The following is a 23,658-nucleotide window of genomic DNA, read 5'->3' on the forward strand; positions in this document are numbered from 1 at the left end:
GGCTGGGTGTGGAAGTGCAGTAATGCATTAAGCTAACCAGTACTAATTGCCCGTACGGCTTGTCCCTATAACCTTAGCAGGTACAGAGGATAAGACGGTACAACGTTGCGTGTGTGTTGATACCACTATTCATTACCCTAATCTTTGCTTCTTCCAGATTCAGGCTTTGTCGCTCCACTGAGGACAAATGCCAGTACAAGTTATGCCTGATGACCATAGCAAGTTGGTCCCACCCCTTCCCATCCCGAACAGGACCGTGAAACAACTTTGCGCCGATGATAGTGCTGCAACCAGTGTGAAAGTAGGTTATCGTCAGGCTTGTTATTCGAAAAAACCCCTTCCGGTGATCCGGTTGGGGTTTTTTTACGTCTGGCGGTTTGGTTTTGCCAACAGACAGGCGTAAAAAAAGCAGCGCTGCGCGCTGCCTTTGTCATGTAACGTCGCTTAACTTCCGCGATAGGTCGAATACGACCACGGCGACACCACCAGCGGCACGTGGTAGTTCTCGTCCGTATGCGCAATGCCGAAGGCCAGGGTGACCAGATCGATGAAGCGGGGCGAAGGCAGTTCCACTCCCTGGGCGGCGAAATAGTCGCCTGCGTTGAACACCAGTTCATATTGACCCGCTTTCATGCTCTCGCCTTCCAGCAAAGGCGTGCTGCAGCGGCCATCGCTATTGGTCATATCCATCTTCAATAGCACTTTTCCTTCCGGCGCGACTGAAAACAGGGCCACCTTGACGCCGGCTCCCGGTCTGCCGTGGGCGATATCGAGTACATGCGTGCTGAGTTTTCCCATTTGCTATCCTGTATATAGGGTGAGTGAATGTGCTTATCGTGCAAATCATATACCGGTGACTGCGCCTGGCTATATGATTGGGCATATAGCCAACATTGTCCTCCTATAGGCGCGCCTCCGCATGAACAATTACGAAGATTATCCACGCGACTTGATCGGCTATGGCCGCACGCCCCCGCATCCGCAATGGCCAGGCAAGGCCCGCATCGCCCTGCAATTCGTCCTCAATTACGAGGAAGGGGCGGAAAACAGCGTGCTGCATGGCGATCCCGCCTCGGAAACCTTTTTATCGGAAATGATCGGTGCGGCCGCTTTTCCCGCGCGCCACCTGAGCATGGAGTCGATCTACGAATACGGCTCGCGTGCCGGATTATGGCGCCTGCTGCGCATGTTCGAGGACCGGCGCCTGCCGTTGACCGTATTTGGCGTATCGATGGCCTTGAAACGCAATCCGGAGGCGGTGGCCGCGTTCCAGCAACTGGGGCATGAAATCGCCTGTCATGGCTTGCGCTGGATTTCCTACCAAAATATGGATGAAGCAACGGAGCGCGAACACATGCGCGAAGCCGTGCAGATCATCCGCGAATTGACGGGTTCGGCCCCGCAAGGCTGGTACACGGGGCGCGATTCGCCCAATACGCGCAAACTGGTGGTCGAGCATGGCGGTTTCCGCTACGACGCCGATTACTATGGCGACGATCTGCCATTCTGGGAAAAAGTGGCGTACACGGATGCCGCCGGCATGCCGGCCGTGCAGCCGCAGCTGATCGTGCCCTACACCCTGGACACGAACGACATGCGCTTTGCCGCCATGCAAGGCTTTAATTCGGGCACGCAATTTTTCGATTATCTGAAGGATGCCTTCGATGTGCTGTATGCGGAAGGCGATCCGAACGGCTTGAATCAGCCGAAGATGTTGTCGGTGGGCTTGCATTGCCGCCTGGTGGGACGTCCGGGACGGGCCGCGGCGCTGGCGCGCTTTCTCGACTATGTCCAGGGCCATGATCAGGTATGGATCACGCGCCGCATCGATATCGCTGAGCACTGGCATGCGACGCATCCCTATGCTGCTTGATGGGTATTGATATTGGATGATAAGTAAAATCAGTCTTTGCATATAGTTGTCCCATATGCCGGTGTTAATCTCCTATACTGGGACTATACCGAGGCCAGCATGTCAGAACCGATCCGCTTTTATTACCGTGGTGCCGTACAGGAAGTACGCAACGCCGCCCCTACGCAGACTGTGTTGCAGCACCTGCGCGAGGATTTGCATTGCACGGGTACCAAGGAAGGCTGCGCCGAAGGCGATTGCGGCGCCTGCACCGTCGTCATCGGCAGCCTGGTCGATGGCCAGGTCGAGATGAAGGCCGTCAACGCCTGCATCCAGCTCACGCCCACCCTCGATGGCAAGGCCCTGTTTTCCGTGGAAGACTTGCAACAGCCCGACGGCGCCCTGCACCCGGTGCAGCAGGCGATGGTCGAGTGCCACGGTTCCCAGTGCGGTTTTTGCACGCCCGGTTTTGTCATGTCCTTGTGGGGCATGTACCTGAAAAAAAACGGCGAGACGCCCACGCGCTGCGAAATCGACGACACCCTGTCGGGCAATCTGTGCCGCTGCACCGGTTATCGGCCCATCATCGATGCCGCCAGGCGCATGGGGGAATTGCCGCACGTCACGTTCGATCGCGATGCCTTGAGGGGGCAATTGCAGGCGCTGCAGCGCGGCAGCCTGCATACGTATGAACATGGCGGCCAGCACTTCCACGCGCCGCGCAGCATCGATGAATTGGTGGCGTTGCGCGCGGAAAAGCCGCAAGCCTGCCTGCTGGCCGGTTCCACGGACGTGGGCTTGTGGGTGACCAAGCAATTGCGCGACCTGGGCGACATCATTTATCTGGGCAACGTGGCCGCGCTGAAGACGATTGCCCTCGTTGACGGCAAGCTGCACATCGGCGCCGGCGCCAGCCTGAACGATGCTTACGGGGCGCTGTGCCAGCATTACCCGGAGGAATTGTCGGAACTGTGGCAGCGCTTTGCCTCCTTGCCGATTCGTAACGCCGGTACTTTGGGCGGCAATGTGGCCAATGGTTCTCCCATCGGCGACTCGATGCCGTGGCTGATTGCACTGGGCAGCGAGATCGTGCTGCGCGGCCCTGCCGGACAGCGCATCATGCCGCTGGAAAACTTCTATCTGGGGTACCAAAAGAAAGATTTGCAGCCAGGCGAATTCGTCGAAGCCGTGCGCGTTCCCTTGCCACGTGCCGACGTGCAATTTCGCACCTATAAACTGGCCAAGCGCTTCGACCAGGATATTTCGGCCGTGTGCGCCGCGTTCGCGTTCCAGCTCGATGGCGAACATATCGTCGATGCGCGCATCGCCTTTGGCGGCATGGCGGCCACGCCGCAGCGCGCCGCGCAAACGGAAGCATTTTTGCGTGGACAGGCGTGGACGGAAGACAACCTGGTCATCGCCATGCGCTTGCTGGCCGACGATTACGCGCCCCTGTCGGACATGCGCGCGTCGAATATTTACCGCATGACGACGGCGCAAAACCTGTTGCGCCGCTTCTGGCTGGAAACACGCCCCGGTGCGCCGCTGTTGCGCACTGCCGTCAACGCCTACGCTTGCCGCGCCTGAAAGGACCAGCATGAACCATCCTGCCACGCCCGAACTGCAAGCGGCCGCCTGGGCCGCCGTGGGCAAGCCCAGCCCGCATGAATCGGCGCAATTGCATGTGCTGGGACAAGCCACGTACACGGACGATATCGCCGAACTGCAAGGCACCTTGCATGCGGCGCTGGGGCTGTCGCAAAAGCCGCACGCGCGCATTACGGCCATGGATTTGTCGGCCGTGCGCGCCGCTGGCGGTGTCGTCGCCGTCTATACGGCGCAGGACATTCCCGGCACCAATGATTGCGGTCCCATTATCCACGATGATCCCATCCTGGCTTTTGATCTGGTGCAATACGTGGGCCAGCCCATCTTCATCGTCGTGGCCGATACGCATGACCATGCGCGCCGCGCCGCCCGCCTGGCGCAAGTGTCATATGAGGAATTGCCCGCGATCATGACGCCGCAAGCGGCCAAGGCCGCGCAATCGTACGTGCTGCCGCCGATGCAGCTGACGCGCGGCAACTACCAGGCCGCGTTCGAAGGCGCGCCGCATGTGGTAAAGGGCCAACTCTACGTGGGCGGCCAGGAACAGTTTTATCTGGAAGGACAGATTTCCTACGCCATCCCGAAGGAAGCGCAGGGCATGCTGGTGCTGTGTTCGACCCAGCATCCGAGCGAGATGCAGCACGTGGTGGCGCATGCGCTGGGCGTGCATTCGCACAACATCACGGTCGAGTGCCGGCGCATGGGCGGCGGCTTCGGCGGCAAGGAATCGCAATCGGCCCTGTGGGCGGCGGCGTCATCGATTGCGGCGGCCAAACTGAAGCGTCCCGTGAAATTGCGCGCCGACCGCGACGACGACATGCTGGTGACGGGCAAGCGCCACTGTTTTTACTATGAGTACGAAGTGGGCTACGACGACGAAGGCCGCATCCTTGCCGCCAAGGTCGACATGACCACGCGCGCCGGTTATTCGGCCGACTTGTCCGGCCCCGTCGCCACGCGCGCCGTCTGCCACTTCGACAACACATATTACCTGTCCGACGTGGACATCCGCGCCGCCTGCGGCAAGACGAATACCCAGTCGAACACGGCTTTCCGGGGCTTTGGCGGGCCGCAGGGCGCCATTGCCATCGAGTACGTCATCGATGAAATCGCCCGCCACTTGCAACGCGATGCGCTCGATATCCGCCTGCTCAATTTCTATGGCCGCAACGATGCCGAGGGACGCAACGTCACGCCCTACGGGCAGAAGATCGTCGACAACGTGATTCATGAACTCGTTGCCGAACTGGAAGAGAGCAGCGATTACCGGGCGCGCCGCCGCGCCATCGACGCCTACAACGAGGCCAGTCCAGTCCTGAAGAAGGGCCTGGCCTTCACGCCCTTGAAATTCGGCATTGCCTTCAACGTCACGCATCTGAACCAGGCCGGCGCCCTCGTGCACGTGTACGTGGATGGCTCCGTTCTGGTCAACCATGGCGGCACGGAAATGGGGCAGGGCATCAATACCAAGGTCATGCAGGTGGTGGCGCACGAGCTGGGCCTGGACCTGGACCGCGTGCGGGCCACGGCCACCGATACCAGCAAGGTGGCGAATACGTCGGCCACGGCAGCGTCCACCGGCGCCGACCTGAACGGCAAGGCGGCGCAGGACGCGGCGCGCCAGATCCGTGAACGCCTGGCCGATTACGCGGTCAAACTGTACGGCGGCGACGTTGCTGCTGTGCGCTTCTTTGACAACCATATCCACGTGCATGGCCATGTCGTCGCGTTTGCCGAACTGGTGCAGAAGGCGTATCTGGCCCGCGTACAACTGTGGTCGGACGGTTTCTATGCCACGCCCGGCCTGTCGTGGGATGCGAAGACGATGACGGGCCATCCGTTTTCGTATTACGCGTATGGCGCGGCCGTGGCCGAAGTGGTGGTCGATACCCTGACAGGCGAATGGAAATTGCTGCGTGCGGACGCCTTGTACGATGCGGGCCAGTCATTGAATCCCGCGATTGATCTGGGTCAAGTGGAGGGGGCATTTATCCAGGGCATGGGCTGGCTGACGACGGAGCAGCTGTGGTGGAATGCTGCGGGCAAGCTGATGACGCACGCGCCATCGACGTACAAAATTCCTGGCATTTCCGATTGCCCGGAAGATTTTCGTGTGAAACTGTTTCAGAATCGCAATGTGGAAGACAGCATCCACCGTTCCAAGGCCGTGGGCGAGCCGCCGCTGCTGTTGCCGTTTTCCGTGTTCTTCGCCATCCGCGACGCCATTTCCAGCGTGGGCCATCACGCCGTGCAGCCACCGCTGAATGCCCCAGCCACCAGCGAGGAAATCCTCAAGGCGGTCATGGCCGTGCAAGCGGCGCATGCCGGCGCCTAGGAGCAGAGCATGAGCGACTGGCTGACAGCGATGGAGAACGACACGCAGCCATCCGTGCTGGTGACGGTTGCCCTGGTGGAAGGTTCCGGACCGCGGGAGGCGGGCGCGAAGATGCGCGTGACCCTCGATGGCCAGGTGGACACCATCGGTGGCGGCCACCTGGAATTGCGCGCCGTGGAAATCGCCAAGACCATGCTGGCAACGGGCGAGACCCATGCGCGGCTCGAGCGTTTTGCACTGGGCCCCAGCCTGGGACAATGCTGCGGCGGCGTCGTCCACCTGGCATTCGAATATGTCGATGCCAGCCTGAAAGAATTGCTGGCCGCCTTGCGCGAACGCCGCCAGCAAGACAGTTGGCGTTTGACGGCGCTCGACGGTGAAACCGCGTCGGCGCTGTTCGATGCTGCCGGTCGCCTGATCGCCGGGACTGCTGCACAGGCGCCCGACACGTTTTCGCGCGAACGCAGTACCCATGTGGCCCAGGATGGCAAGGGCCGGCGCTGGCTGGTCGATCCCTGCCTGGCGCCGCGCGCCCATTTGACCTTGTTTGGCGCCGGCCATGTGGGCGCCGCCATCGTGCGCGCGCTGGCCTACTTGCCTTGCAATATCACCTGGGTCGATGAACGCGAAGACATGTTTCCCGTGCAACTACCGGATAATGTGCGCATCGCCGCCACCGATACGCCCGAGGAATTTGTCGCCATGGCGCCGCCGGGCGGCAGTTTTCTCGTCATGACGCATAGCCATGCGCTCGATCAGCGCTTGACGCAAGCCATCATGGAGCGCGAGGATGCGGGCTGGTTCGGCTTGATTGGTTCGCACACGAAACGCAAGCAGTTCGAGCACCGCCTGCAGGCACGCGGCGTGCCGGACGAACGTATTGCCGCCATGGTGTGTCCGATCGGCATGCCCGGCATCCGCAACAAGGCGCCGGCCGTGATCGCCGCGTCCGTTGCCTGTCAACTACTCATGGTGTGGGAGGAAGCGGCCGCGGCCGCCCTGGCCGCACCGCTGCGGCTGGCCTCGGCCAGCGCGCCACCGCGACGCGAGAAACGCGCCGCCATTCACCCGTTATAGAAAGAAGTCATGCCGATTGTTCCTGCTACATTGCAAGCTTACCGTGCCAGCTTGCTGCACTTCCACGCCGATCCCGCCTTTAGCGAGGAGGCGCACGGCTGGCATGCGGATGGCTTGCTGATCGTGGCCGATGGCAAGGTCGTGGCCGCCGGCGATTATGCGCAGCTGCAAGCGACTTTGCCGCCCGGCACCGAGATCGTCGATTACCGCGGCAAGCTGATCGTGCCGGGTTTCATCGATACCCATCTGCACTTCCCGCAGACGGAAATGATCGCCTCGCCCGCTCCCGGTTTGCTGCCGTGGCTGGAAACGTATACGTTTCCTACCGAGCGCGCGTTTGAGAATCCTCAACATGCGCGCGATGTGGCCGAGTTTTTCCTCGATGAACTGCTGCGCTGCGGCACCACGACGGCCATGGTGTATGGCAGCGTGCATCCGCAATCGGTCGATGCCTTCTTTGGCGCCAGCGAGGCGCGCGGCTTGCGCATGGTGGCGGGCAAGGTCATGATGGACCGCAATTGCCCCGAGTTCCTGCGCGACACGGCCGAGTCGGGTGCGCGCGAAAGCGAAGAGCTGATCCAGCGCTGGCACAAGCACGGCCGTTCGCTGTACGCGATCACGCCCCGTTTCGTGCCGACGTCCACCAACGAACAGATGCACCTGGCGGGCGAGCTGGCGCGCGCCTATCCGGATACGTATTTGCAGACGCACGTGTCGGAAAACGCGGATGAATGCCGCTGGGTGCGCGAATTGCATCCGCAGGCGCGCAGCTATCTCGATGTGTATGACCAGTACGGCATGCTGCGTCCGCGCGCCATGTTCGGGCACTGTATCTGGCTCGACGAGCGCGACCGCGCGCGCATGGCGGAGACGTCGTCGGCGGCCGCCATTTGTCCTACATCAAACTTGTTCCTGGGCAGCGGCCTGTTCGATTTCGAGCGGGCCGATGCGGCGCGGGTGCTGCTGTCGCTGGCCACCGACGTGGGGGGCGGCACCTCGTTCTCGATGTTGCAAACAATGAACGAAGCCTATAAAGTAGCACGCTTGAAAGGCAGCTATCTGCCCGCCTTACGCATGTTTTATCTGGCGACCCTGGGCGCTGCACGGGCCATGCAACTGGAAGGCACCCTGGGCAATTTCGCGGCAGGCACGGAAGCGGATTTTATTGTGCTCGACAAGCAATCGACGCCGCTGCTCGAGCGCCGCACGGCCGGCTGTCAAAGCCTGGAGGAATTGCTGTTTGCCTTTGCGCTGCTGGGCGACGACCGTGCCGTGGCCGCCACCTATTCAGGCGGTCGATGCGTGCATGTGCGGGGGCAGGGCTGACCTACCCGTTGTTCAACACGAATTATCCTGAGCGAGAACGCGAATGCACAAGAAACTCACTGGCCTGGCGCTTGGCGCCGCGCTGGCCTTGACCGGAACGGCGCAGGCCGCCCCGTCTTCCAATGAAGCAGCCACCGCGCGCCATTTTGCCGCCCTGGTTGCCGGTGCGCAGCCGAAGACAGCCGAGTTGAGCCTGTTCTTTTCCATGATGCCCAAGGGCGGTGACTTGCATCACCATTACTCGGGCGCCATTTACGCCGAGCAATTCCTCGACTGGGTCGACAAGGAAAACTATTGCGTCAACAAGATAACGTATCGCATCGAAAGCAACAAGGACGTCGTGGCGGCCGAGCGCGCCAAGCCGGCCGCGCAGCGTGGATGCCTGTCGTCCACGGAAGTGTTTGCCGATGCGGGCCTGTATGCGGAATTGCTGCAGCGCTGGTCGACCAAGGATTTCTATAATCACGGCGCCATCCAGACGCCGCCGGACCGTACCTTCTTTGATACCTTTGGCTATTTCGGCCCCGTGGCATCCACGAACACGGCCGATGGTCTGAAAACCCTGAAGCAGCGCGCCATCGCGGAAAACCTCAGCTATATTGAGACGATCTTTGAGCTGTCGCCATTCGTGCAAAACGCGCAGTTCGACCAGCAAGTGCTGGCGCCGGGCTTGCAGCCGGCCGCGCTGCAAGCGCTGCTGGCCAACTGGACAGGCAGCCTGGAGCAGGATGCCGGCTTCCAGAAAAGCATCACCGCCTACAACGACAACGTCAACGCCAGCAGCGCCGGCATCGACGATGCGCACTTCACCATGCGTTACCAGGCGTATGTGTTGCGTTTCCTGTCGCCATCGCAAGTTTTTTCCTCGATGGTGGCCGCGTTCAAGGCAGCGAGCTTGAATCCCTTGCTGGTGGGCGTGAACATCGTGGGCCAGGAAAGCGTGAACGTGTCGATGCGCGATTACAGCCTGCACATGGAAATGTTCAAGTTCCTCAAGGCAAAGTATCCGAACGTTAAGATCGCCTTGCACGCCGGCGAGCTGGCGCTGGGCATGGTGCCGCCGGAAGGCATGGCTTTCCATATCGCCGAAGCCGTCGATGTGGCGGGCGCCGACCGTATCGGTCACGGCATGGATATCGCCTACGAGCACAATGCGCTGGCGACCATGCAAAAGATGCGCGAACGGGGCATACCCGTGGAAGTGAACCTGACCAGTAACGATTACATTCTCGGCATCAAGGGTCAGGCCCATCCGATCACCCTGTACCGTAAATATGGCGTGCCCTTCGTCATCTCCACCGATGACGCGGGCGTCTCGCGCAATACCCTGTCGAATGAGTACGTGCTGTTTGCCAGCCAGTACAAGACCGATTATGCGGAAGTCAAAAAGCTGTCGTATAACAGCTTGCGGTACTCGTTCCTGGCGGAAGCGGACAAGCAACGTTTGCTGAAAGCACTCGATGCCCGTTTCACCCGCTTTGAAGCGCAAATTGCCGCGGCCGACAAGGCAGGCAAGAACAGCAAACCGTAAGTTGCGCGACGTTCACAACTGATACTCTCAGGACGGCCGGATATTCCGGCCGTTTTCATTTCTCCCCCTCAAATCCCGGCAATGTATTTTTGTTAATTTTGTGGCGGCCATGCGACACAATTAACGGCAGATGCACGACTTTGTCCAATTTCTTGGATGAATCAATTTCAAGTACATATTGCTCATTTATAATCACGCGCCATAAGCCCGGACGCTGTCAGCACGATATCAATCCAGCTAGTTACCCCACGCTATTTATACTTAAAATATATAAATATGTAAAAAAAAACGTATTTGTCATCCATTTTTTGATGATGCATAGTGGGATGAATGTGATATTAAAAAGTCACAATTCATATGGCTGATAGCGTATGAAGATGGGTATTTGCAGTAAATAAAGGTGAGATGCAGAGTGAAACAAACAGTCGCGCAACTAAATGACGACATTCCTCTGCATTTTACCGCCGTGTCACAGTCTTGAAATATTTAACAATTACACTCGCGGCTTGCCATGTTCGCCGGGTAAGCCTGTCGGGTGAATGACACAGGAGCTAGCGCCCTGGGTCGTACGGATCGGTCGCAGTTTTTTCCGCCGTTATTGTCTGAATAGGAATGGTTGTGATGTGTGGAGCGGCGTTTTGTGACGGTCTTGTCAGGACCGCAGCCAGTCCCGCCGGCGTAACAGTTGCAGCATCGTAAAGAGGAAATGTTGTGTTTGTTTTGCTGTGCGGCGCAGCCGGACGGTGGGGCAAACCAGGATTTTCAAAAATAATAGTCTTTTCTGGGGTTAAAGATGATCAATCACAAACGACTTCGGCTAACGCAAATCGCGTTCAGCCTGTCTATTGCACTGGCGACGATACCATCGATCGCACAGAACACTACCTCCTCCATTGGCGGACGCATTTCCTCCACCGACGGCCAGCCGGCAGCCGGCGCCACTGTCACCATCGTGCATACCGAGTCGGGTTCCGTCAGCAATGTGACGACCGATGCGGAAGGCCGCTACGTCGCGCGCGGCTTGCGTGCCGGTGGCCCTTACACGATCACCGTGACCAAGAACGGTCAAGTTGAGAAACGCGAAGGCGTGTACGTGCAACTGGCTGAAACGGCCAGCGTGGACGCCACCCTCGGCGCGCCGATGCAAACCGTGAGCGTGACTGGCAGTGCTGGCCGTTCGGATAAGTTCAGCAAATCCAACATGGGCGCCGGTACCAGCATCGGTCCAACCGAGCTGGCCATGCAAGCGTCGATCCAACGTAATCTGCAAGATTATGCTCGTTCCGACCCACGCGTATCGCAAACCGACAAAGAGCGTGGCGAATTGTCCGTCGCCGGTCAAAACTCGCGCTACAACTCGATGACCATCGATGGCGTGGCAGTGAACGACACCTTCGGCCTGGAATCGAATGGCAGCCCGACCGCCAAGCAACCGATTTCGATCGAGGCGATCCAGTCCGTGCAAGTCAACGTCGCCAACTATGACGTGACGCAAAAAGGCTATACGGGCGCCAACATCAATGCCGTGACCAAGTCGGGTACCAACGAATTCAAAGGCAGCGCCTATTTCGTTTTCCGTAACGACAAGATGGCTGGTGATCGTTATGATAATAACAAAGACACCTATAGCTCCCCTGAGCCATTCCGCGAAACGACCAAGGGCGTTACCGTCGGCGGCCCATTGATCAAGGACAAACTGTTCTTCTTCGCCAATAAAGAGCGCCTGGAAAGCACGCGCACCGCGCCATCGTTTGGCCCACTGGGCAGCAACAAAACCAACGTCGGTATTTCCGATGCCGCAATTGCGGCAGCGCAAGCGATCGCCAAGAATAACTACGGTGGCCTCGATATCGGTACCACGGCAATCCCAGCAGGCACTCAGCTGCTGGTGAACGATACCCTGTTGAAACTGGACTGGAATATCAACGATAACCATCGCGCCATGGTACGTTATTCGAAAACGGACCAATCCGAGCCGATGTTCCCTGGCGTGTCGGCCACTGGCCTGTCGCTCAATTCTTACTGGTACACGCAGAATAAGAAGATCGAAACCGTTGTCGGCCAATGGTTTGCTGACTGGACGCCGGCTTTCTCGACCGAGTTCAAGGTGTCGTCGCGCGATTATGAAAGCACGCCAACGAACAACGCACGCCTGCCAGCGATTGGCCTGCAATTTAGTGGTGCCAATCCTGCCGGCACGCCAGCCGGCGTTCCTACCGATAACCGTTTCTTGAACTTCGGTACGGAAATGAGCCGCCAGCTGAATGTGCTGACCACCAAGACCAAAGATGCCTATCTGGGCGCGAACTGGGCTGTGGGTGATCATGAAGTCAAGTTTGGCGGCGATTACAGCAAGAACGATGTGTATAACCTGTTTGCCCAGAACATCAACGGCAATTACACATTCAATTGCACGAATAGCTCGGCAACCTACAAGTATTCGTTTGGTAGCGTGACCTGCGGCGGCAAGACTGCTTCGTCGCCCGAAATTATCCAGCAAGCGATCCTGGAAAACTTCCGCCTTGGCCGTCCTAGCTCGTACCAAGTGCAGATTCCAGTCGTGGGCGGCACAATTGAAGGCGCTGCCGCCGATTTTAGCCTGAAAAATTATGGCTTGTTCCTGCAGGATGTGTGGTCTGTCAACAAGCGCCTGACCGTCCAGTACGGCGTGCGTGTGGATAAAGCCGCCATAGGCGAGCGTCCTGCGCGCAATGCGGCCGCAGCCGCGCCGATGGTGGCAGGCGTCGCCACGGGTGGCCGCACGGGCCTGGGTGGTACCGCGCAGACCGGCGGTTTTGGCCTGGATAATACCCAGACCATCGACGGCCAGACCCTGGTACAGCCGCGTGTCGGCTTTAACTATACGTTTGACAGTGCCCGTCCGACGCAAATCCGTGGTGGTGCCGGCCTGTTCCAAGGTGCGGCGGCGACCGTGTGGATGTCGAACCCGTTTGCAAACTCCGGCATGGCGACCCGCGTCGTTGGTTGCGGCGGTAGTTTCAAGCCGTGTACGACCGTAGGCGGCCTGTTCAACCCTGATCCTGACAAGCAACCAGTCTTTATCGGTGATGGCGCCGCCAACGTCGACTTCCTGTCGCCAAACCTGCGCCAGCCATCGATCTGGAAAGCCAACCTGGCGTTCGAACATGAATTGCCATGGATGGGTCTGGTTTTCGGTGCCGAATACCTGCGCACCAAGAACAAGGATGCGATTTACTACGAGCACCTGAACTTGGGTACACCGACGGCAAAGGGTTCGGATGGACGTAATCTGTACTATTCGGCCAATGCCTATAATACCGATTGCTGGACTGCCACTGGCTCGTTGAGCTCGTCGGCGGCTCCGGTTTGCGGGGGGGCTGTGTCGCGTGCTCTGAAAAATACGGCCTACAACAACGTTCTCGTTGCCAAGAAAACGGACAAGGGAGAAGGCAATCTGGTGACTCTGTCGCTGAGCCAGCCAATGACCAAAGGCTTCGGCTGGTCGGTTGCCTACACCTACACGGATGCAACGGAAGTGTCGCCACTGACGTCGTCGGTTTCGAATTCGAACTTCAACGCCCGCAGTATCTTCAATCCAAATGAAGAAGTGGCGGCGAACTCGAGCTACCTGGTGAAAGACCGTTTCAATGCCATGATCAACTGGCAAAAACGTTTCTTCGGTACCTACAAAACAAGCTTCGGCCTGTTCTATGAAGGCCGCAAGGGCAAGCCTTACAGCTGGACCGTCAACAATGACTTGAACGGCGACGGCGTGCAGGGTAACGACCTGATGTACATTCCATCGAAACCAGGTTCGGGTGAAGTGGTGTTCCGTAACGACACCGCGACCAACCATGCCAACGAAGACCGTTTCTGGGCTTTCGTCAACAGCAACCCGGATCTGAAAAAATCCGCTGGTGGTGTTGCTTCCCGTAATGGCAGCTTCGCACCATGGACCAACAGCTTCGATATGCGTATCAGCCAGGAAGTACCAGGCTTCTTCAAAGGCAATAAAGGCGTGTTCACGATGGACTTCTTCAACGTGGGCAACATGATCAACCGCAAGTGGGGCCGTATCAATGAAATCGGCTTCCAATCCGGTGGCGGTCAGGCACGCAGCTTTGTTGACTTCGCAGGTCTCGATGCTCAAGGCCGTTACATCTACCAAGTCCGCGACAAAGTGGAAAACTATGATGTGCGTCAAAACAAGGGTGAGTCCCAATGGGCGATCCAGGCTACGGTCAAGTACGAGTTCTAATCTCGACGCTTGATTGAAGTTGCAAACGGCTGGTGGCGACACCGGCCGTTTTTTCGTTTATGTTCTGCTTTCTTGTAATGCTCGGATGGGCTTGCGGCGCGCGGCGTCCCCCCGGATGAGACAGATTCTTTTGACAACGATGACTACGTGGGGACCATGAAACATCATCTGACACCACTCGCCGCAGCGGCGGCCCTGACCTTGCTGCTGGCCGCCTGCGCCACGCCTCCCACGCCTTCCGCGGCGCCCGTCGATATCAACCTGGTCGCCCTGAACGATTTTCACGGCAATCTCGACCGCAGCAAATTTACCTACACGAGCGTCGCCGATGCCGAGCGCAAGACGGTGCAGGCCGGTGGCATCGATACCTTGTCCGGCGCATTGACGGCGTGGCGGCGCGAAGACGCGCAGCTGATTTTTGTCGGCAATGGCGACCTGGTCGGCGCCAGTCCCGCCATGTCGGCGCTGTGGGCCGATGAACCGAGCATCGTCGCCATGAACATGCTGGGCATGAAGGCCAGTTCCGTCGGCAACCATGAATTTGACCAGGGCAAGGCGGAATTGCTGCGCCAGCAGCGCGGCGGCTGCGACTCGTCGCGCGCCGACAAGGCGTGCAAGTTCACCCCCGATTTCAAGGGCGCCAGCTATACCTATATGGCGGCCAATGTCATCGACACGCAGACGGGCAAGTCCTTGCTGCCCGCCTACCGCATCGAAGAGGCGCATGGCGTCAAGGTGGGCTTCATCGGCGCCGTGCTGAAAGATACGCCGTCCGTGGTGACGGCCGCCGGCATTTCCGGTTTGCAATTCGGTGATGAAGCGGATGCCATCAACGCCACCTTGCCGCAGCTGCGCGCGCAGGGCGTGGGCGTGTTCGTCGTGCTGCTGCACCAGGGCGGCGAGACCAAGGAAGCTGTCGACCAGCCCGATTGCAGCCAGCTGAAGGGCGAAGTGGTGGATGTGGTGAAACGTCTCGATCCGGCGATTCAGCTGGTCATCAGCGGCCATTCGCACCAGGGCTATTTGTGCCGCGTCGATGGCCGCCTGGTGACGCAGGCACAAATGGGCGGACACATGTTGACGCGCATCAAGCTCAAGGTCGATCCGGTCAAGAATGCGCTGATCGATGCCAGCGCGCAAAACGTTGTCATGCTGCCAGGCATGTATGAGCCGGACCCGGCCGTAGCAGCCTACCTGGAATCGGTGAAGCAGCGCAGCGCGGCCGAATTGTCGCGTCCCGTGGCCGCCATCGCCGTGCCCACCGTGGGCCGCAGCACCAAGGGCGGCGGCGCATCCCCGCTGGGCGACCTGGTGGCCGACAGTACCCTGTTTGGCGCGCGCGCAGCCGGCGCGCAAATTGGCCTGATGAACAATGGCGGCATCCGCAAGGACCTGGAAGCAGGCGCCGACTTGATGACGAACGTGGGCCAGAACCAGGCCGTGGTGCCGTTTGGCAATACCCTGATCGTCGTGAGTCTTTCCGGCGCGCAAATCCGTACCTTGCTCGAGCAGCAATGGCCGGGCGAAGAGGCCGGCGAGGGCAATCTGCTGCAAGTGTCCCAAGGTTTTAGCTACCGCTGGGACAGCACGCAGCCGCAAGGCCAGCGCGTGCTGCCGGGCAGCATCATGCTGAATGGCATTCCTCTTGAAGACAATCAACAATACCGAGTCGCCGCCAACAGTTTCCTGGCCGGTGGCGGCGACCGCTTCACCGTGCTGGCGGCCGGCACGCGCCGCCTGGACACGGGCGTGCGCGACATCGACGCCTTCAGCAATTACCTGATCGACCGCGCGCGCGCCGGCAAGCCGGCTGGCAGCGCCACGGCGGCCGGCCGCATCGTGCGCGTCAAATAACATTACAAGGAATAACCATGCGTCGCTTATTTGTTTCTATCGTTCTCTCCAGTCTGTTCGCGGGCACGGCCCATGCCGATTTCACGATTCCCGGCTTTGAGCTGGTACACACCTCGCCCGTGGAAACGAGCTTGACCAATCCCGACCTGCGCGAGCCCGTTACCGTGTGGAGCGAGCTGTTTGATTCGGCCAAGAAAGAAATCGTCATCGCCCAGTTCTATGCCGTCAGCAAGCCGGGCACGGCCTTTGACAAAGTGCTGGCGAGCCTGACGGCCGCGGGCCAGCGCGGCGTGAAAATCCGCTTCCTGCTGGACCAGAAGGGCGTGGGCCTGTCGGAAGCGGCGACCATCGCCCAGATCAAGGCGATTCCGAACCTGGACTTGCGCCTCATCGATTTCAATAAAATCACGGGCAATGGCATCGTGCACGCGAAATACCTGGCCGTCGATGGCCAGGTGGCATACATCGGCAGCCAGAATTTCGACTGGCGCTCGTTTGAGCACATCCATGAGACGGGCTTGAAGATCACGGAGCCGGCCATGGTGAACCAGGTGCAAGCGATTTTCGAGCAGGATTGGCATGCCCAGGCATTGACGTCGCAAGGCAGCCGCGCCACGGTGCTCAACAGCAAGGTCGTGCCTGCCAATTACGCGCAAAACGCTTTCCTGTTGGCCAGCCCGAACGCTTACAACCCGGCCGGCGTGGGCGACTCGGAAACAGGCTTGCCCGCCTTGCTGGCGGAAGCGAAAAGCGAAGTGCGCATCCAACTGCTCGACTATGCCCCCCTGTCCTACGGCCCGAACCGCACGCGGCCGTATTACGCCGTGATCGACAACGCCGTGCGCGCGGCTGCCCAGCGCGGTGTGAAAATCAAGCTGATGGTGTCCGCCTGGAACACGGAAGCGCCCGCCATTGCCTACCTGAAAAGCCTGGCCCTGGTGCCGAACGTGGAAATCCGCATCGTGACGATACCCACGGCGTCGACGGGCTTCATCCCGTTCGCGCGCGTGATCCACAGCAAGACCATGAGCATCGACGGCAAGCTGGCCTGGGTCGGCACGAGCAACTGGGCGGGCGGCTATTTCGACCTGTCTCGCAACCTGGAAGTGGTGCTGCGCAACGATGCCATGGCGCAGCGTATTGCCGCGCTGCATGAGCAGACGTGGAGCTCGGCGTATGCGCAGCCTATCGATATCAACAAGCAATATCCGAAGCCGGCCAAGGCGGCGCCGCAAGGCAAGGAGTGAACATGAAAAAACTGTTGACGGTGCTGGCGCTGGGTGCGGCTTTCTCCTCCGGCAATGTGCTGGCCTGGGGCAACGACGGCCACCGCGCCGTGGGCGCCATCGCCGATCAATTGCTCAAGGGTAGCGCGGCGCAGGCGCGGCTGGAGAAATTGCTGTTGCGGGGCGAAAGCCTGGAAAAGATCGCCAACTGGCCCGATTGCGTGAAGGGCACGTATTGCGGTCCGCAATCGCCCGAAATGTTGACCTATGTGGCGGCGAATCCCAAGCATGGCGAATACCATTACACGAATGTGCCGTTCCAGAACGCGCATTACCACGACCATGGCGTGGGCACGGCCGACGACGATATCGTGCAGACGCTCAAGCAGGCGATCCTGGTGTTGCAAGGCAAGGCTGATGCGGCCAGTAATCCGCACGGCTTCAGCCAGCGCGAAGCGTTGATCCTGATCACGCACCTGGTCGGTGATATCCACCAGCCATTGCATGTGGGCAATGCGTTTGTCGGCAAGGATGGCCAGTTTTTCGTGCCCGCCACGCAGGCGCAGATTGACGATGTCACCATTTTCAATGCGCGCGGCGGCAATGACTTGCTGCTCGACGATGCGAAGATGGCGGCTCTGTCCGATGCCGTGATTCCCGCACCGCTGCCGGCCGAGGATGGCGCGGCCAAGCCCGCCAGCGCGTATCCGAAGTCGCCCACCAAGCCCCTGCATTCATATTGGGACACGACCGTCGTCGATTACGCCATGCGCCGCCTGAGCACGCGCACGCCGCAGCAGTTCGCGCGCACCGTGATCGCCAGCGCGCCTGTGGTCAGCGTCAATACTGGCGACCCCGCCACCTGGCCGTATCAATGGGGCGATGCCTCGCTGGCGGCGTCAAAGATTGCCTTCACGGACGTGGAGGCCGGCCCGGCCACGCAGCAGACCAGCCGCAAGGGCGATGTCTACAATGTGTGGAACTTGAACGTGCCGGACAATTATCCCGTGCCCAGCTCGGCGCTGGCGAAGCAGCAGCTGATCGAGGCGGGCTATCGTCTGGCCGCCGTGCTGCAGGCGATCTGGCCGCAGTAAAGTGTCATGCGAAAGCGGCCTGCGGGCCGCTTTTTTCATGCCAGGGTGATGCTGATCCCCATCTCGCGGTAGGGCGCGATCAGGGCGTCTTCCACGTCGCGGTGAACGATGATGTCGTTGACCTGGCTCAAGGGTACGATTTGAAACGGCGAGGCCGTATTGAACTTTTCCGGCGAAGCCAGCACGACAGTGCGGCTGGACGCTTCGCTCAGCGCGCGTTTCACGCACGCTTCTTCATGGTCCCCCGTAGTGATGCCCGCTTGTGGATGCAGGCTGGACACACCCATGAAGTACAGGTCGGCGCGGATGCGGCCGATGGCTTCCACGGTTGCCGCACCGACACCCACGATCGAGTGCTTGTACAGGCGCCCGCCCAGCATCAGGACCTCGACGCCGGGGTGATTCACCAGTTCGACGGCAATCGAAGGGCTGTGCGTGACGATGGTGGCGCGCAATTCCCGCGGCAGCTGGCGCGCCAGTTGCACGGCAGTCGTGCCGCCATCGAGAAACACCACTTGTCCCGTTTGTATCATGGCGCCCGCTGCGCGGCCGATGGCGGGCTTGGCTTCTAGCGAAATCTGTTCGCGCCCGGAAAACGGCGCCAGCGCGGGCGAACGGGGCAGCAAGGGCAGGGCGCCGCCGTGCACGCGCTCCAATAGACCCTCTTTCGCCAGTTCGCGCAGGTCGCGGCGTATCGTGTCTTCCGACAAGCCCAGGCTATCGCTGACGGCCTTGGCGACGATCTGGCCTTCGCGCTGGAGCAAGTCCAGCAGGTATTGTTTGCGTTGATGTGTCAGCATGATTTTTCTTGTATTTTCTTGATATTGCACGAGTTTGCATGATAAAGTCGGCAAAGGCAAGCATATACAAGCACAAGGAGACACTATGCGTGAAGAAAATAGCAAGCAGGAACGGGTCCGCATCCACGGCGTGCAGACCCTGTCGCACGATTGGTATTTATTGCAGAAAACCACGTTCGACTATCTGCGCCGTGATGGGCAATGGCAGACGCAGACGCGGGAAACCTATGACCGGGGCGATGGCGCCACCATCTTGCTCTACAACAAAGTCAAGCGTACGGTGATTTTGATCCGCCAGTTCCGCTTTCCCACCTACCGCGAAGGCCACGACGGTTTCCTCATCGAATCGGCGGCCGGCTTGCTGGAAGAGGCCAGTGCGGAGCAGCGCATCCGCGCCGAGGTGGAAGAAGAAACGGGCTATGCGGTGGGCGCCGTGCATAAAGTGTTCGAGGCTTTCATGAGCCCCGGTTCCGTGACGGAGCGCCTGCATTTTTTTGTGGCCGAATACGATCCGGCCAGCCGCATCGGCGATGGCGGCGGCCTGGCGCACGAGGGCGAGGATATCGAAGTGCTGGAACTGCCCCTGGCGCAAGCGCTGCAGATGGTGGCCGATGGCCGCATCTGCGACGGCAAGACCATCATGCTGCTGCAGCATGCGCAGTTGCACTTGATGCCGCGCAAAAGAGGACTGCAGATTTTAGTAGCTGGCCCGTATCGTTCCGGCACGGGCGACGACCCCCTCTTGATGCAGCGCAATGTGGACGCCATGCAAGCCGTCTGCCTGCCCCTGTATGCCAAGGGACACATGCCCGTGCTCGGTGAATGGCTGGCCTTGCCCATGCTGGCGCTGGCCGGTTCCACCCGGGTGGGCGACGCCGTGTATGAAGAGTTGTTCCACGCGCATGCGACGCGTTTACTCAGCCATTGCGATGCCGTGCTGCGCATCGGTGGCGCTTCCCAGGGAGCCGACCAGATGGTGGCGGTGGCGCGCAACTTGGGCCTGGCCGTGTATTTCTCGCTGGACGAGATTGCGCAGGCGTAAAAAAAGCGAAGCCCGCGGGCTTCGCTTTTTTATGATGTGATAGCCTCTTAACGGGACTTCACAAAGGGGATACCGATGGCCTTCGGCGCGATGGATTTCGCCATCAAGCCCGCCAGCACGATCACGGTGACGACATACGGCACCATCTGGATCAGCGAGCCGGGGATGCGGCCCACGACGGGCAAGTCCACGCCTTCAATCTGGATCTGGATGGCGGCAAAGAAGCCGAACATCAGGCAGCCTAGGAAGGTGTAGACGGGACGCCAGTTGCCGAACACCATGGCCGTCAGGGCCAGGTAGCCGGCGCCGGCCGACATGTCGCGCAGGAAGAAGCCGCTTTGCACGATGGCAAGATATGCGCCCGAGAACGAGCACAGGATGCCGGCCACCAGCATGGCCAGGTAGCGCGTCGCTTCCACGCTCACGCCAGCCGAGTCGGCCGCGTGCGGGTTTTCGCCGCAGGCGCGCAGGCGCAGGCCGAAGCGCGTGTGGTACAGCAGCCAGTGCACGAGCGGAATCAGCAGGAATGCCACGTAGACGAGGATGGAATGGCCGCCGATCAAGTGGGCGTACACCCAGCCGATGAAGGGGATATGTTCCACGTATTGCGTACCTGGCAAGACCACGTCGAACAGCCGCGCCGAACCGAGGTCGGGCGTGCGGCCGCCTTGCTGGAAGAAGAATTGCGCCAGAACAAACGTCAGTCCGCTCATGGCGATATTGATCGCCATGCCGGCTACCAGCTGGTTGCCCTTTTGCGTGATGCTGACATAGGCTTGCAGCAGGGCCAGGGCGACGCAGACGAGCATGCCGGCAGCCATGCCGTAATACGGGTTTTGCGTCGTGTAGGCCACGGCGGCGGACGCGAAGGCGCTGGCCAGGATCTTGCCTTCCAGGCCGATGTCGATCATGCCGCTGCGTTCGGCAAACAGGCCGGCCATGGCGGCAAAGATCAGGACGGGCGCATTGCGCACGGTCGATACCAGGATGCTGGCGAATTGAAAGTCGTCGAGTGTCATGGTGTTAGCCTTTGGTGCGCTTGAGCAGGGCGGAAATGGCCGGTGCGTAGAAGTTTTCCATGGCGCCGCAGAACAGGATGATCAAGCCCTGGATGAAAATGAAAGTTTCCGTCGGGATATTCGGTTTTTCCAGCGACAAGTCGAAACCACCCTGTATCAGCGCGCCGAACAGCACGGCCGACAGGAAGATGCCGACCGGATGCTGGCGGCCCATCAAGGCGATGGCGATGCCGATGAAGCCGGCGCCGCCGACGAAGTTGAGCGACAGATAATGCGTCGAACCCATGATGGAATTGACGGAACCCAGGCCTGCCAGCGCGCCGGAGATCAGCATGACGATGATGATCATCTTGCTGATCGACACGCCCGCATAGTGGGCCGCGTGCTTGTTGAGGCCCGTGGCGCGCAGCTTGAAGCCCCACGACGAGCGCCAGACCATCACGCCGTAAATCACCAGCGCGGCAATCGCCAAAATAAAGCTGATGTTCAGCGGGGTGTCGCCCAGCGACGGGAACCAGGTGGACAGACGCGGCATTTCACCGCTTTCCGCAAACACGCGGCTGGCCGTGTTCTGTTCGCCTGGCGGGATCAGGTATTTCACGATCACGAAGTTCATCAGGCTGGCGGCGATGAAGTTGAACATGATGGTGGTAACGACGATATGGCTGCCGCGCTTCGCCTGCAGGTAGCCGGGCAGGAAACCCCACAGCGCGCCGAACAGGGCCGCGCCGATCATGGCGGCCGGAATCAGCAGCCAGGCGGGCAGGGTCTGGTCGAAGGCCAGCATGGCGACAGTGAGGCCCAGGCCGCCGATATACATCTGGCCTTCGGAACCGATATTGAACAGGCCGGCCTGCATCGCCACGGAGACGGACAGGCCCGTGAAGATGAATGTGCTGGCGTAGAACAGCGTATAGCTCAAGCCTTCCGGATTGAGGATGGCGCTGTGGACGAGGATCGACAGCGATTCGGCCGGGTCTTCGCCCAGCATATAAATCACCAGGGCTGCGACCAGCAAGGCCGACAGCAGGTTTAACATGGGCATGACAAAGGCTGTCGCCCAGCGTGGCAAGTCGTTATTCATGATTTATGCATTCCCCCCATCAACAGACCGATGCGGGTGGTATCGAATTCTTCAATTTTCAGTTCGCCGGTGATGCGTCCGCCGCACATGACGAGAATGCGGTCGGCCAGCGCCCGCACTTCTTCCAGTTCGACGGACACCAGCAGGATCGCCACGCCCGCGTCGCGCAGGGCCAGCAATTGCGTATGGATGCTTTCGATGGTGCCGATGTCGACGCCGCGCGTGGGCTGGCCCACCAGCATCAGTTTCGGCTTGGCCAGCACTTCGCGCGCGATCACCACCTTTTGCTGGTTACCGCCCGACAACAAGCCGATGCGCAAGTCCGGATTGGCCGGGCGCACGTCGAAAGTCTTCAGCAATTGCGCGCAGCGGGCGCCGATGGCCTTGAAGTTGAACAAGCCCCAGCGGTTTTTCAGGTGGTCCTGGTAACCGAGGATGGTGTTTTGCATGACGGAAAAATTTTTCACCACGCCATCGCGCAAGCGGTCTTCCGGAATGTGGGCGATGCCCAGTTCGCGGAAGGCCAGCGGCAAGCCATCGGCATCGTGACGCTTGGCAAACGGCAAGTCCTTGTCCAGGAAGCGCAGCTTGCCCGACGTCGGCAAACGCATGCCGGACAGGATTTCCAGCAGTTCGCTCTGGCCATTGCCCGACACGCCCGCGATGGCGACGATTTCGCCGGCGCGCAGATTAAAACCTATGTCGGCAAGCAATTTGACTTGCTGGTCGTCGGCTAGTTGCAAACCGTCAACTTCCAGCACCGTGGCGCCCGGATTGTACGGTGCGCGCGGCAAGTGGCTCTGGATGGGGCGGCCGACCATCATGTTGGCCAGTTCCTCTTTCGAGGTGCCGGCGGTCGCCACGGCGCCCACCACCGTGCCGCCGCGCATGACGGTGACGTTGTCGGTGATTTCCAGGATCTCTTGCAGCTTGTGCGTGATCAGGATGATGGTCTTGCCTTGTTCCTTGAACAGGCGCAAGATTTCAAACAGCGAAGCCGTTTCCTGGGCCGTCAGCACGGCTGTCGGCTCGTCGAGGATCAGGATATTGGCGCTGCGGTAAATCTGCTTGAGGATTTCCACGCGCTGCTGCGCACCGACGGAGAGGTCTTCGATCTTTGCCAGCGGGTCGACGTCGAGGCGGTAGCGGGCGCAAATCTCGCGCAACTTCGCTTCCGCTTCCGTGCGGTGGCTGGCCAGGCGAAAACCGCCTTCCGTGCCCAGCATGATATTGTCGAGGACGGTGAAGTTCTCGACCAGCATGAAGTGCTGGTGCACCATGCCGATGCCGAGGTTGATCGCTTCCTGGCTGTTGCGGATCGGTTGTACTTTTCCGTCGAGCAGGATTTCTCCGCCGTCGGCACGGTAATACCCGTACAGGATGCTCATCAAGGTCGATTTGCCGGCGCCGTTTTCCCCCACCAGGCCGTGGATACTGCCCTTGGCGATGGAGAAGCTGACGTCGGCGTTCGCCTTCACATGTCCAAACTGCTTGGAAATGCTGCGAAATTCTACTGCTGGCTGCATAGGTTCATAACTGGATAGTTTCATGGAAACGCGCCGCGCGGAGA

The 23,658-nt window shown here is 59.9% G+C and carries 15 protein-coding genes, 1 rRNA gene and 1 pseudogene; 12 read left to right on the plus strand and 5 right to left on the minus strand.

Annotated features, from left to right (window positions below):
• The first annotated feature begins 205 nt into the window (after positions 1 to 205).
• A 5S ribosomal RNA gene (rrf, locus tag O0879_RS17980) occupies positions 206 to 318 on the plus strand.
• Positions 319 to 444: 126 nt separating this feature from the next.
• Here rrf and uraH read toward each other — a convergent pair.
• Positions 445 to 798, minus strand: coding sequence for a hydroxyisourate hydrolase (gene uraH, locus O0879_RS17985; protein ID WP_070303439.1), 354 nt, complete (start codon positions 796 to 798; stop codon positions 445 to 447).
• Between the two features lie 121 nt (positions 799 to 919).
• On the opposite strand from uraH, the gene puuE reads away from it, so the two are divergent.
• The 10 genes from puuE (at position 920) to O0879_RS18035 (ending at position 18,143) form a co-directional block, all read left to right on the plus strand.
• A complete protein-coding gene (puuE, locus tag O0879_RS17990; RefSeq protein WP_289917918.1) occupies positions 920 to 1,873 on the plus strand; it encodes an allantoinase PuuE in 954 nt (317 codons plus the stop codon).
• A gap of 99 nt (positions 1,874 to 1,972) precedes the next feature.
• Positions 1,973 to 3,439, plus strand: a complete 1,467-nt coding sequence (gene xdhA / locus O0879_RS17995; RefSeq protein ID WP_289917921.1) for a xanthine dehydrogenase small subunit — start codon at positions 1,973 to 1,975, stop codon at positions 3,437 to 3,439.
• Between the two features lie 10 nt (positions 3,440 to 3,449).
• Entirely contained in the window at positions 3,450 to 5,795 is a 2,346-nt protein-coding gene (xdhB, locus tag O0879_RS18000) for a xanthine dehydrogenase molybdopterin binding subunit (RefSeq protein WP_099665389.1), read from the plus strand.
• A 9-nt stretch (positions 5,796 to 5,804) separates the two neighbouring features.
• Positions 5,805 to 6,872: a xanthine dehydrogenase accessory protein XdhC gene (xdhC, locus tag O0879_RS18005; protein ID WP_289917923.1), complete on the plus strand. Its 1,068-nt coding sequence runs from the start codon at positions 5,805 to 5,807 to the stop codon at positions 6,870 to 6,872.
• Positions 6,873 to 6,881: 9 nt separating this feature from the next.
• Entirely contained in the window at positions 6,882 to 8,198 is a 1,317-nt protein-coding gene (gene guaD, locus O0879_RS18010; protein ID WP_289917925.1) for a guanine deaminase, read from the plus strand.
• 43 nt (positions 8,199 to 8,241) lie between these two features.
• Positions 8,242 to 9,729, plus strand: a complete 1,488-nt coding sequence (locus tag O0879_RS18015; protein WP_289917927.1) for an adenosine deaminase — start codon at positions 8,242 to 8,244, stop codon at positions 9,727 to 9,729.
• Between the two features lie 793 nt (positions 9,730 to 10,522).
• Positions 10,523 to 13,969 carry a TonB-dependent receptor gene (locus O0879_RS18020; protein WP_289917929.1) on the plus strand — a complete coding sequence of 1,149 codons (3,447 nt, stop codon included), beginning with the start codon at positions 10,523 to 10,525 and terminating at the stop codon, positions 13,967 to 13,969.
• Positions 13,970 to 14,125: 156 nt separating this feature from the next.
• The gene (locus tag O0879_RS18025) at positions 14,126 to 15,823 is read left to right on the plus strand and encodes a bifunctional metallophosphatase/5'-nucleotidase (RefSeq protein WP_289917931.1); all 1,698 of its coding nucleotides are present in this window, start codon (positions 14,126 to 14,128) and stop codon (positions 15,821 to 15,823) included.
• Positions 15,824 to 15,840: 17 nt separating this feature from the next.
• A complete protein-coding gene (locus O0879_RS18030) occupies positions 15,841 to 17,070 on the plus strand; it encodes a phospholipase D-like domain-containing protein (protein WP_289917932.1) in 1,230 nt (409 codons plus the stop codon).
• A 2-nt stretch (positions 17,071 to 17,072) separates the two neighbouring features.
• The gene (locus tag O0879_RS18035; RefSeq protein ID WP_289917934.1) at positions 17,073 to 18,143 is read left to right on the plus strand and encodes a S1/P1 nuclease; all 1,071 of its coding nucleotides are present in this window, start codon (positions 17,073 to 17,075) and stop codon (positions 18,141 to 18,143) included.
• 35 nt (positions 18,144 to 18,178) lie between these two features.
• On the opposite strand, the gene O0879_RS18040 is transcribed toward O0879_RS18035, so the two are convergent.
• Positions 18,179 to 18,943 (minus strand): DeoR/GlpR family DNA-binding transcription regulator, encoded by a 765-nt coding sequence (locus tag O0879_RS18040; protein ID WP_289917935.1) that lies wholly within the window; start codon positions 18,941 to 18,943, stop codon positions 18,179 to 18,181.
• An 85-nt stretch (positions 18,944 to 19,028) separates the two neighbouring features.
• Between O0879_RS18040 and O0879_RS18045 the strand changes: the two are divergent.
• Positions 19,029 to 19,613, plus strand: a pseudogene (locus O0879_RS18045) (NUDIX domain-containing protein); the annotation flags it as partial.
• A 419-nt stretch (positions 19,614 to 20,032) separates the two neighbouring features.
• Here the strand turns inward: O0879_RS18045 and O0879_RS18050 are convergent.
• Genes O0879_RS18050 through O0879_RS18060 form a run of 3 tightly spaced genes read right to left on the minus strand, consistent with a single transcriptional unit; the run spans position 20,033 to position 23,614 of the window.
• Entirely contained in the window at positions 20,033 to 21,004 is a 972-nt protein-coding gene (locus O0879_RS18050; RefSeq protein WP_034754516.1) for an ABC transporter permease, read from the minus strand.
• Between the two features lie 4 nt (positions 21,005 to 21,008).
• Entirely contained in the window at positions 21,009 to 22,088 is a 1,080-nt protein-coding gene (locus O0879_RS18055; protein ID WP_035824975.1) for an ABC transporter permease, read from the minus strand.
• On the minus strand, positions 22,085 to 23,614 hold the full coding sequence (locus O0879_RS18060) for an ABC transporter ATP-binding protein (protein ID WP_099665375.1): 1,530 nt from the start codon (positions 23,612 to 23,614) through the stop codon (positions 22,085 to 22,087). The genes O0879_RS18055 and O0879_RS18060 overlap by 4 nt, the downstream gene beginning before the upstream one ends.
• Positions 23,615 to 23,658: the final 44 nt, after the last annotated feature.

The organism is Janthinobacterium sp. SUN120 (genome assembly GCF_030397735.1).
GTDB classification, from domain to species: Bacteria; Pseudomonadota; Gammaproteobacteria; order Burkholderiales; family Burkholderiaceae_D; genus Janthinobacterium; species Janthinobacterium kumbetense.

What these genes read in the sequence shown, in the direction of transcription:
- xdhA (WP_289917921.1), top strand. Translation starts at nt 1,973, where the DNA reads ATGTCAGAACCGATCCGCTTTTATTACCGTGGTGCCGTACAGGAAGTA.
- O0879_RS18030 (WP_289917932.1), top strand. Translation starts at nt 15,841, where the DNA reads ATGCGTCGCTTATTTGTTTCTATCGTTCTCTCCAGTCTGTTCGCGGGC.
- xdhB (WP_099665389.1), top strand. Translation starts at nt 3,450, where the DNA reads ATGAACCATCCTGCCACGCCCGAACTGCAAGCGGCCGCCTGGGCCGCC.
- xdhC (WP_289917923.1), top strand. Translation starts at nt 5,805, where the DNA reads ATGAGCGACTGGCTGACAGCGATGGAGAACGACACGCAGCCATCCGTG.
- guaD (WP_289917925.1), top strand. Translation starts at nt 6,882, where the DNA reads ATGCCGATTGTTCCTGCTACATTGCAAGCTTACCGTGCCAGCTTGCTG.
- uraH (WP_070303439.1), bottom strand. Translation starts at nt 798, where the DNA reads ATGGGAAAACTCAGCACGCATGTACTCGATATCGCCCACGGCAGACCG.
- O0879_RS18035 (WP_289917934.1), top strand. Translation starts at nt 17,073, where the DNA reads ATGAAAAAACTGTTGACGGTGCTGGCGCTGGGTGCGGCTTTCTCCTCC.
- O0879_RS18015 (WP_289917927.1), top strand. Translation starts at nt 8,242, where the DNA reads ATGCACAAGAAACTCACTGGCCTGGCGCTTGGCGCCGCGCTGGCCTTG.
- O0879_RS18060 (WP_099665375.1), bottom strand. Translation starts at nt 23,614, where the DNA reads ATGCAGCCAGCAGTAGAATTTCGCAGCATTTCCAAGCAGTTTGGACAT.
- O0879_RS18025 (WP_289917931.1), top strand. Translation starts at nt 14,126, where the DNA reads ATGAAACATCATCTGACACCACTCGCCGCAGCGGCGGCCCTGACCTTG.
- O0879_RS18040 (WP_289917935.1), bottom strand. Translation starts at nt 18,943, where the DNA reads ATGCTGACACATCAACGCAAACAATACCTGCTGGACTTGCTCCAGCGC.
- O0879_RS18050 (WP_034754516.1), bottom strand. Translation starts at nt 21,004, where the DNA reads ATGACACTCGACGACTTTCAATTCGCCAGCATCCTGGTATCGACCGTG.
- puuE (WP_289917918.1), top strand. Translation starts at nt 920, where the DNA reads ATGAACAATTACGAAGATTATCCACGCGACTTGATCGGCTATGGCCGC.
- O0879_RS18020 (WP_289917929.1), top strand. Translation starts at nt 10,523, where the DNA reads ATGATCAATCACAAACGACTTCGGCTAACGCAAATCGCGTTCAGCCTG.
- O0879_RS18055 (WP_035824975.1), bottom strand. Translation starts at nt 22,088, where the DNA reads ATGAATAACGACTTGCCACGCTGGGCGACAGCCTTTGTCATGCCCATG.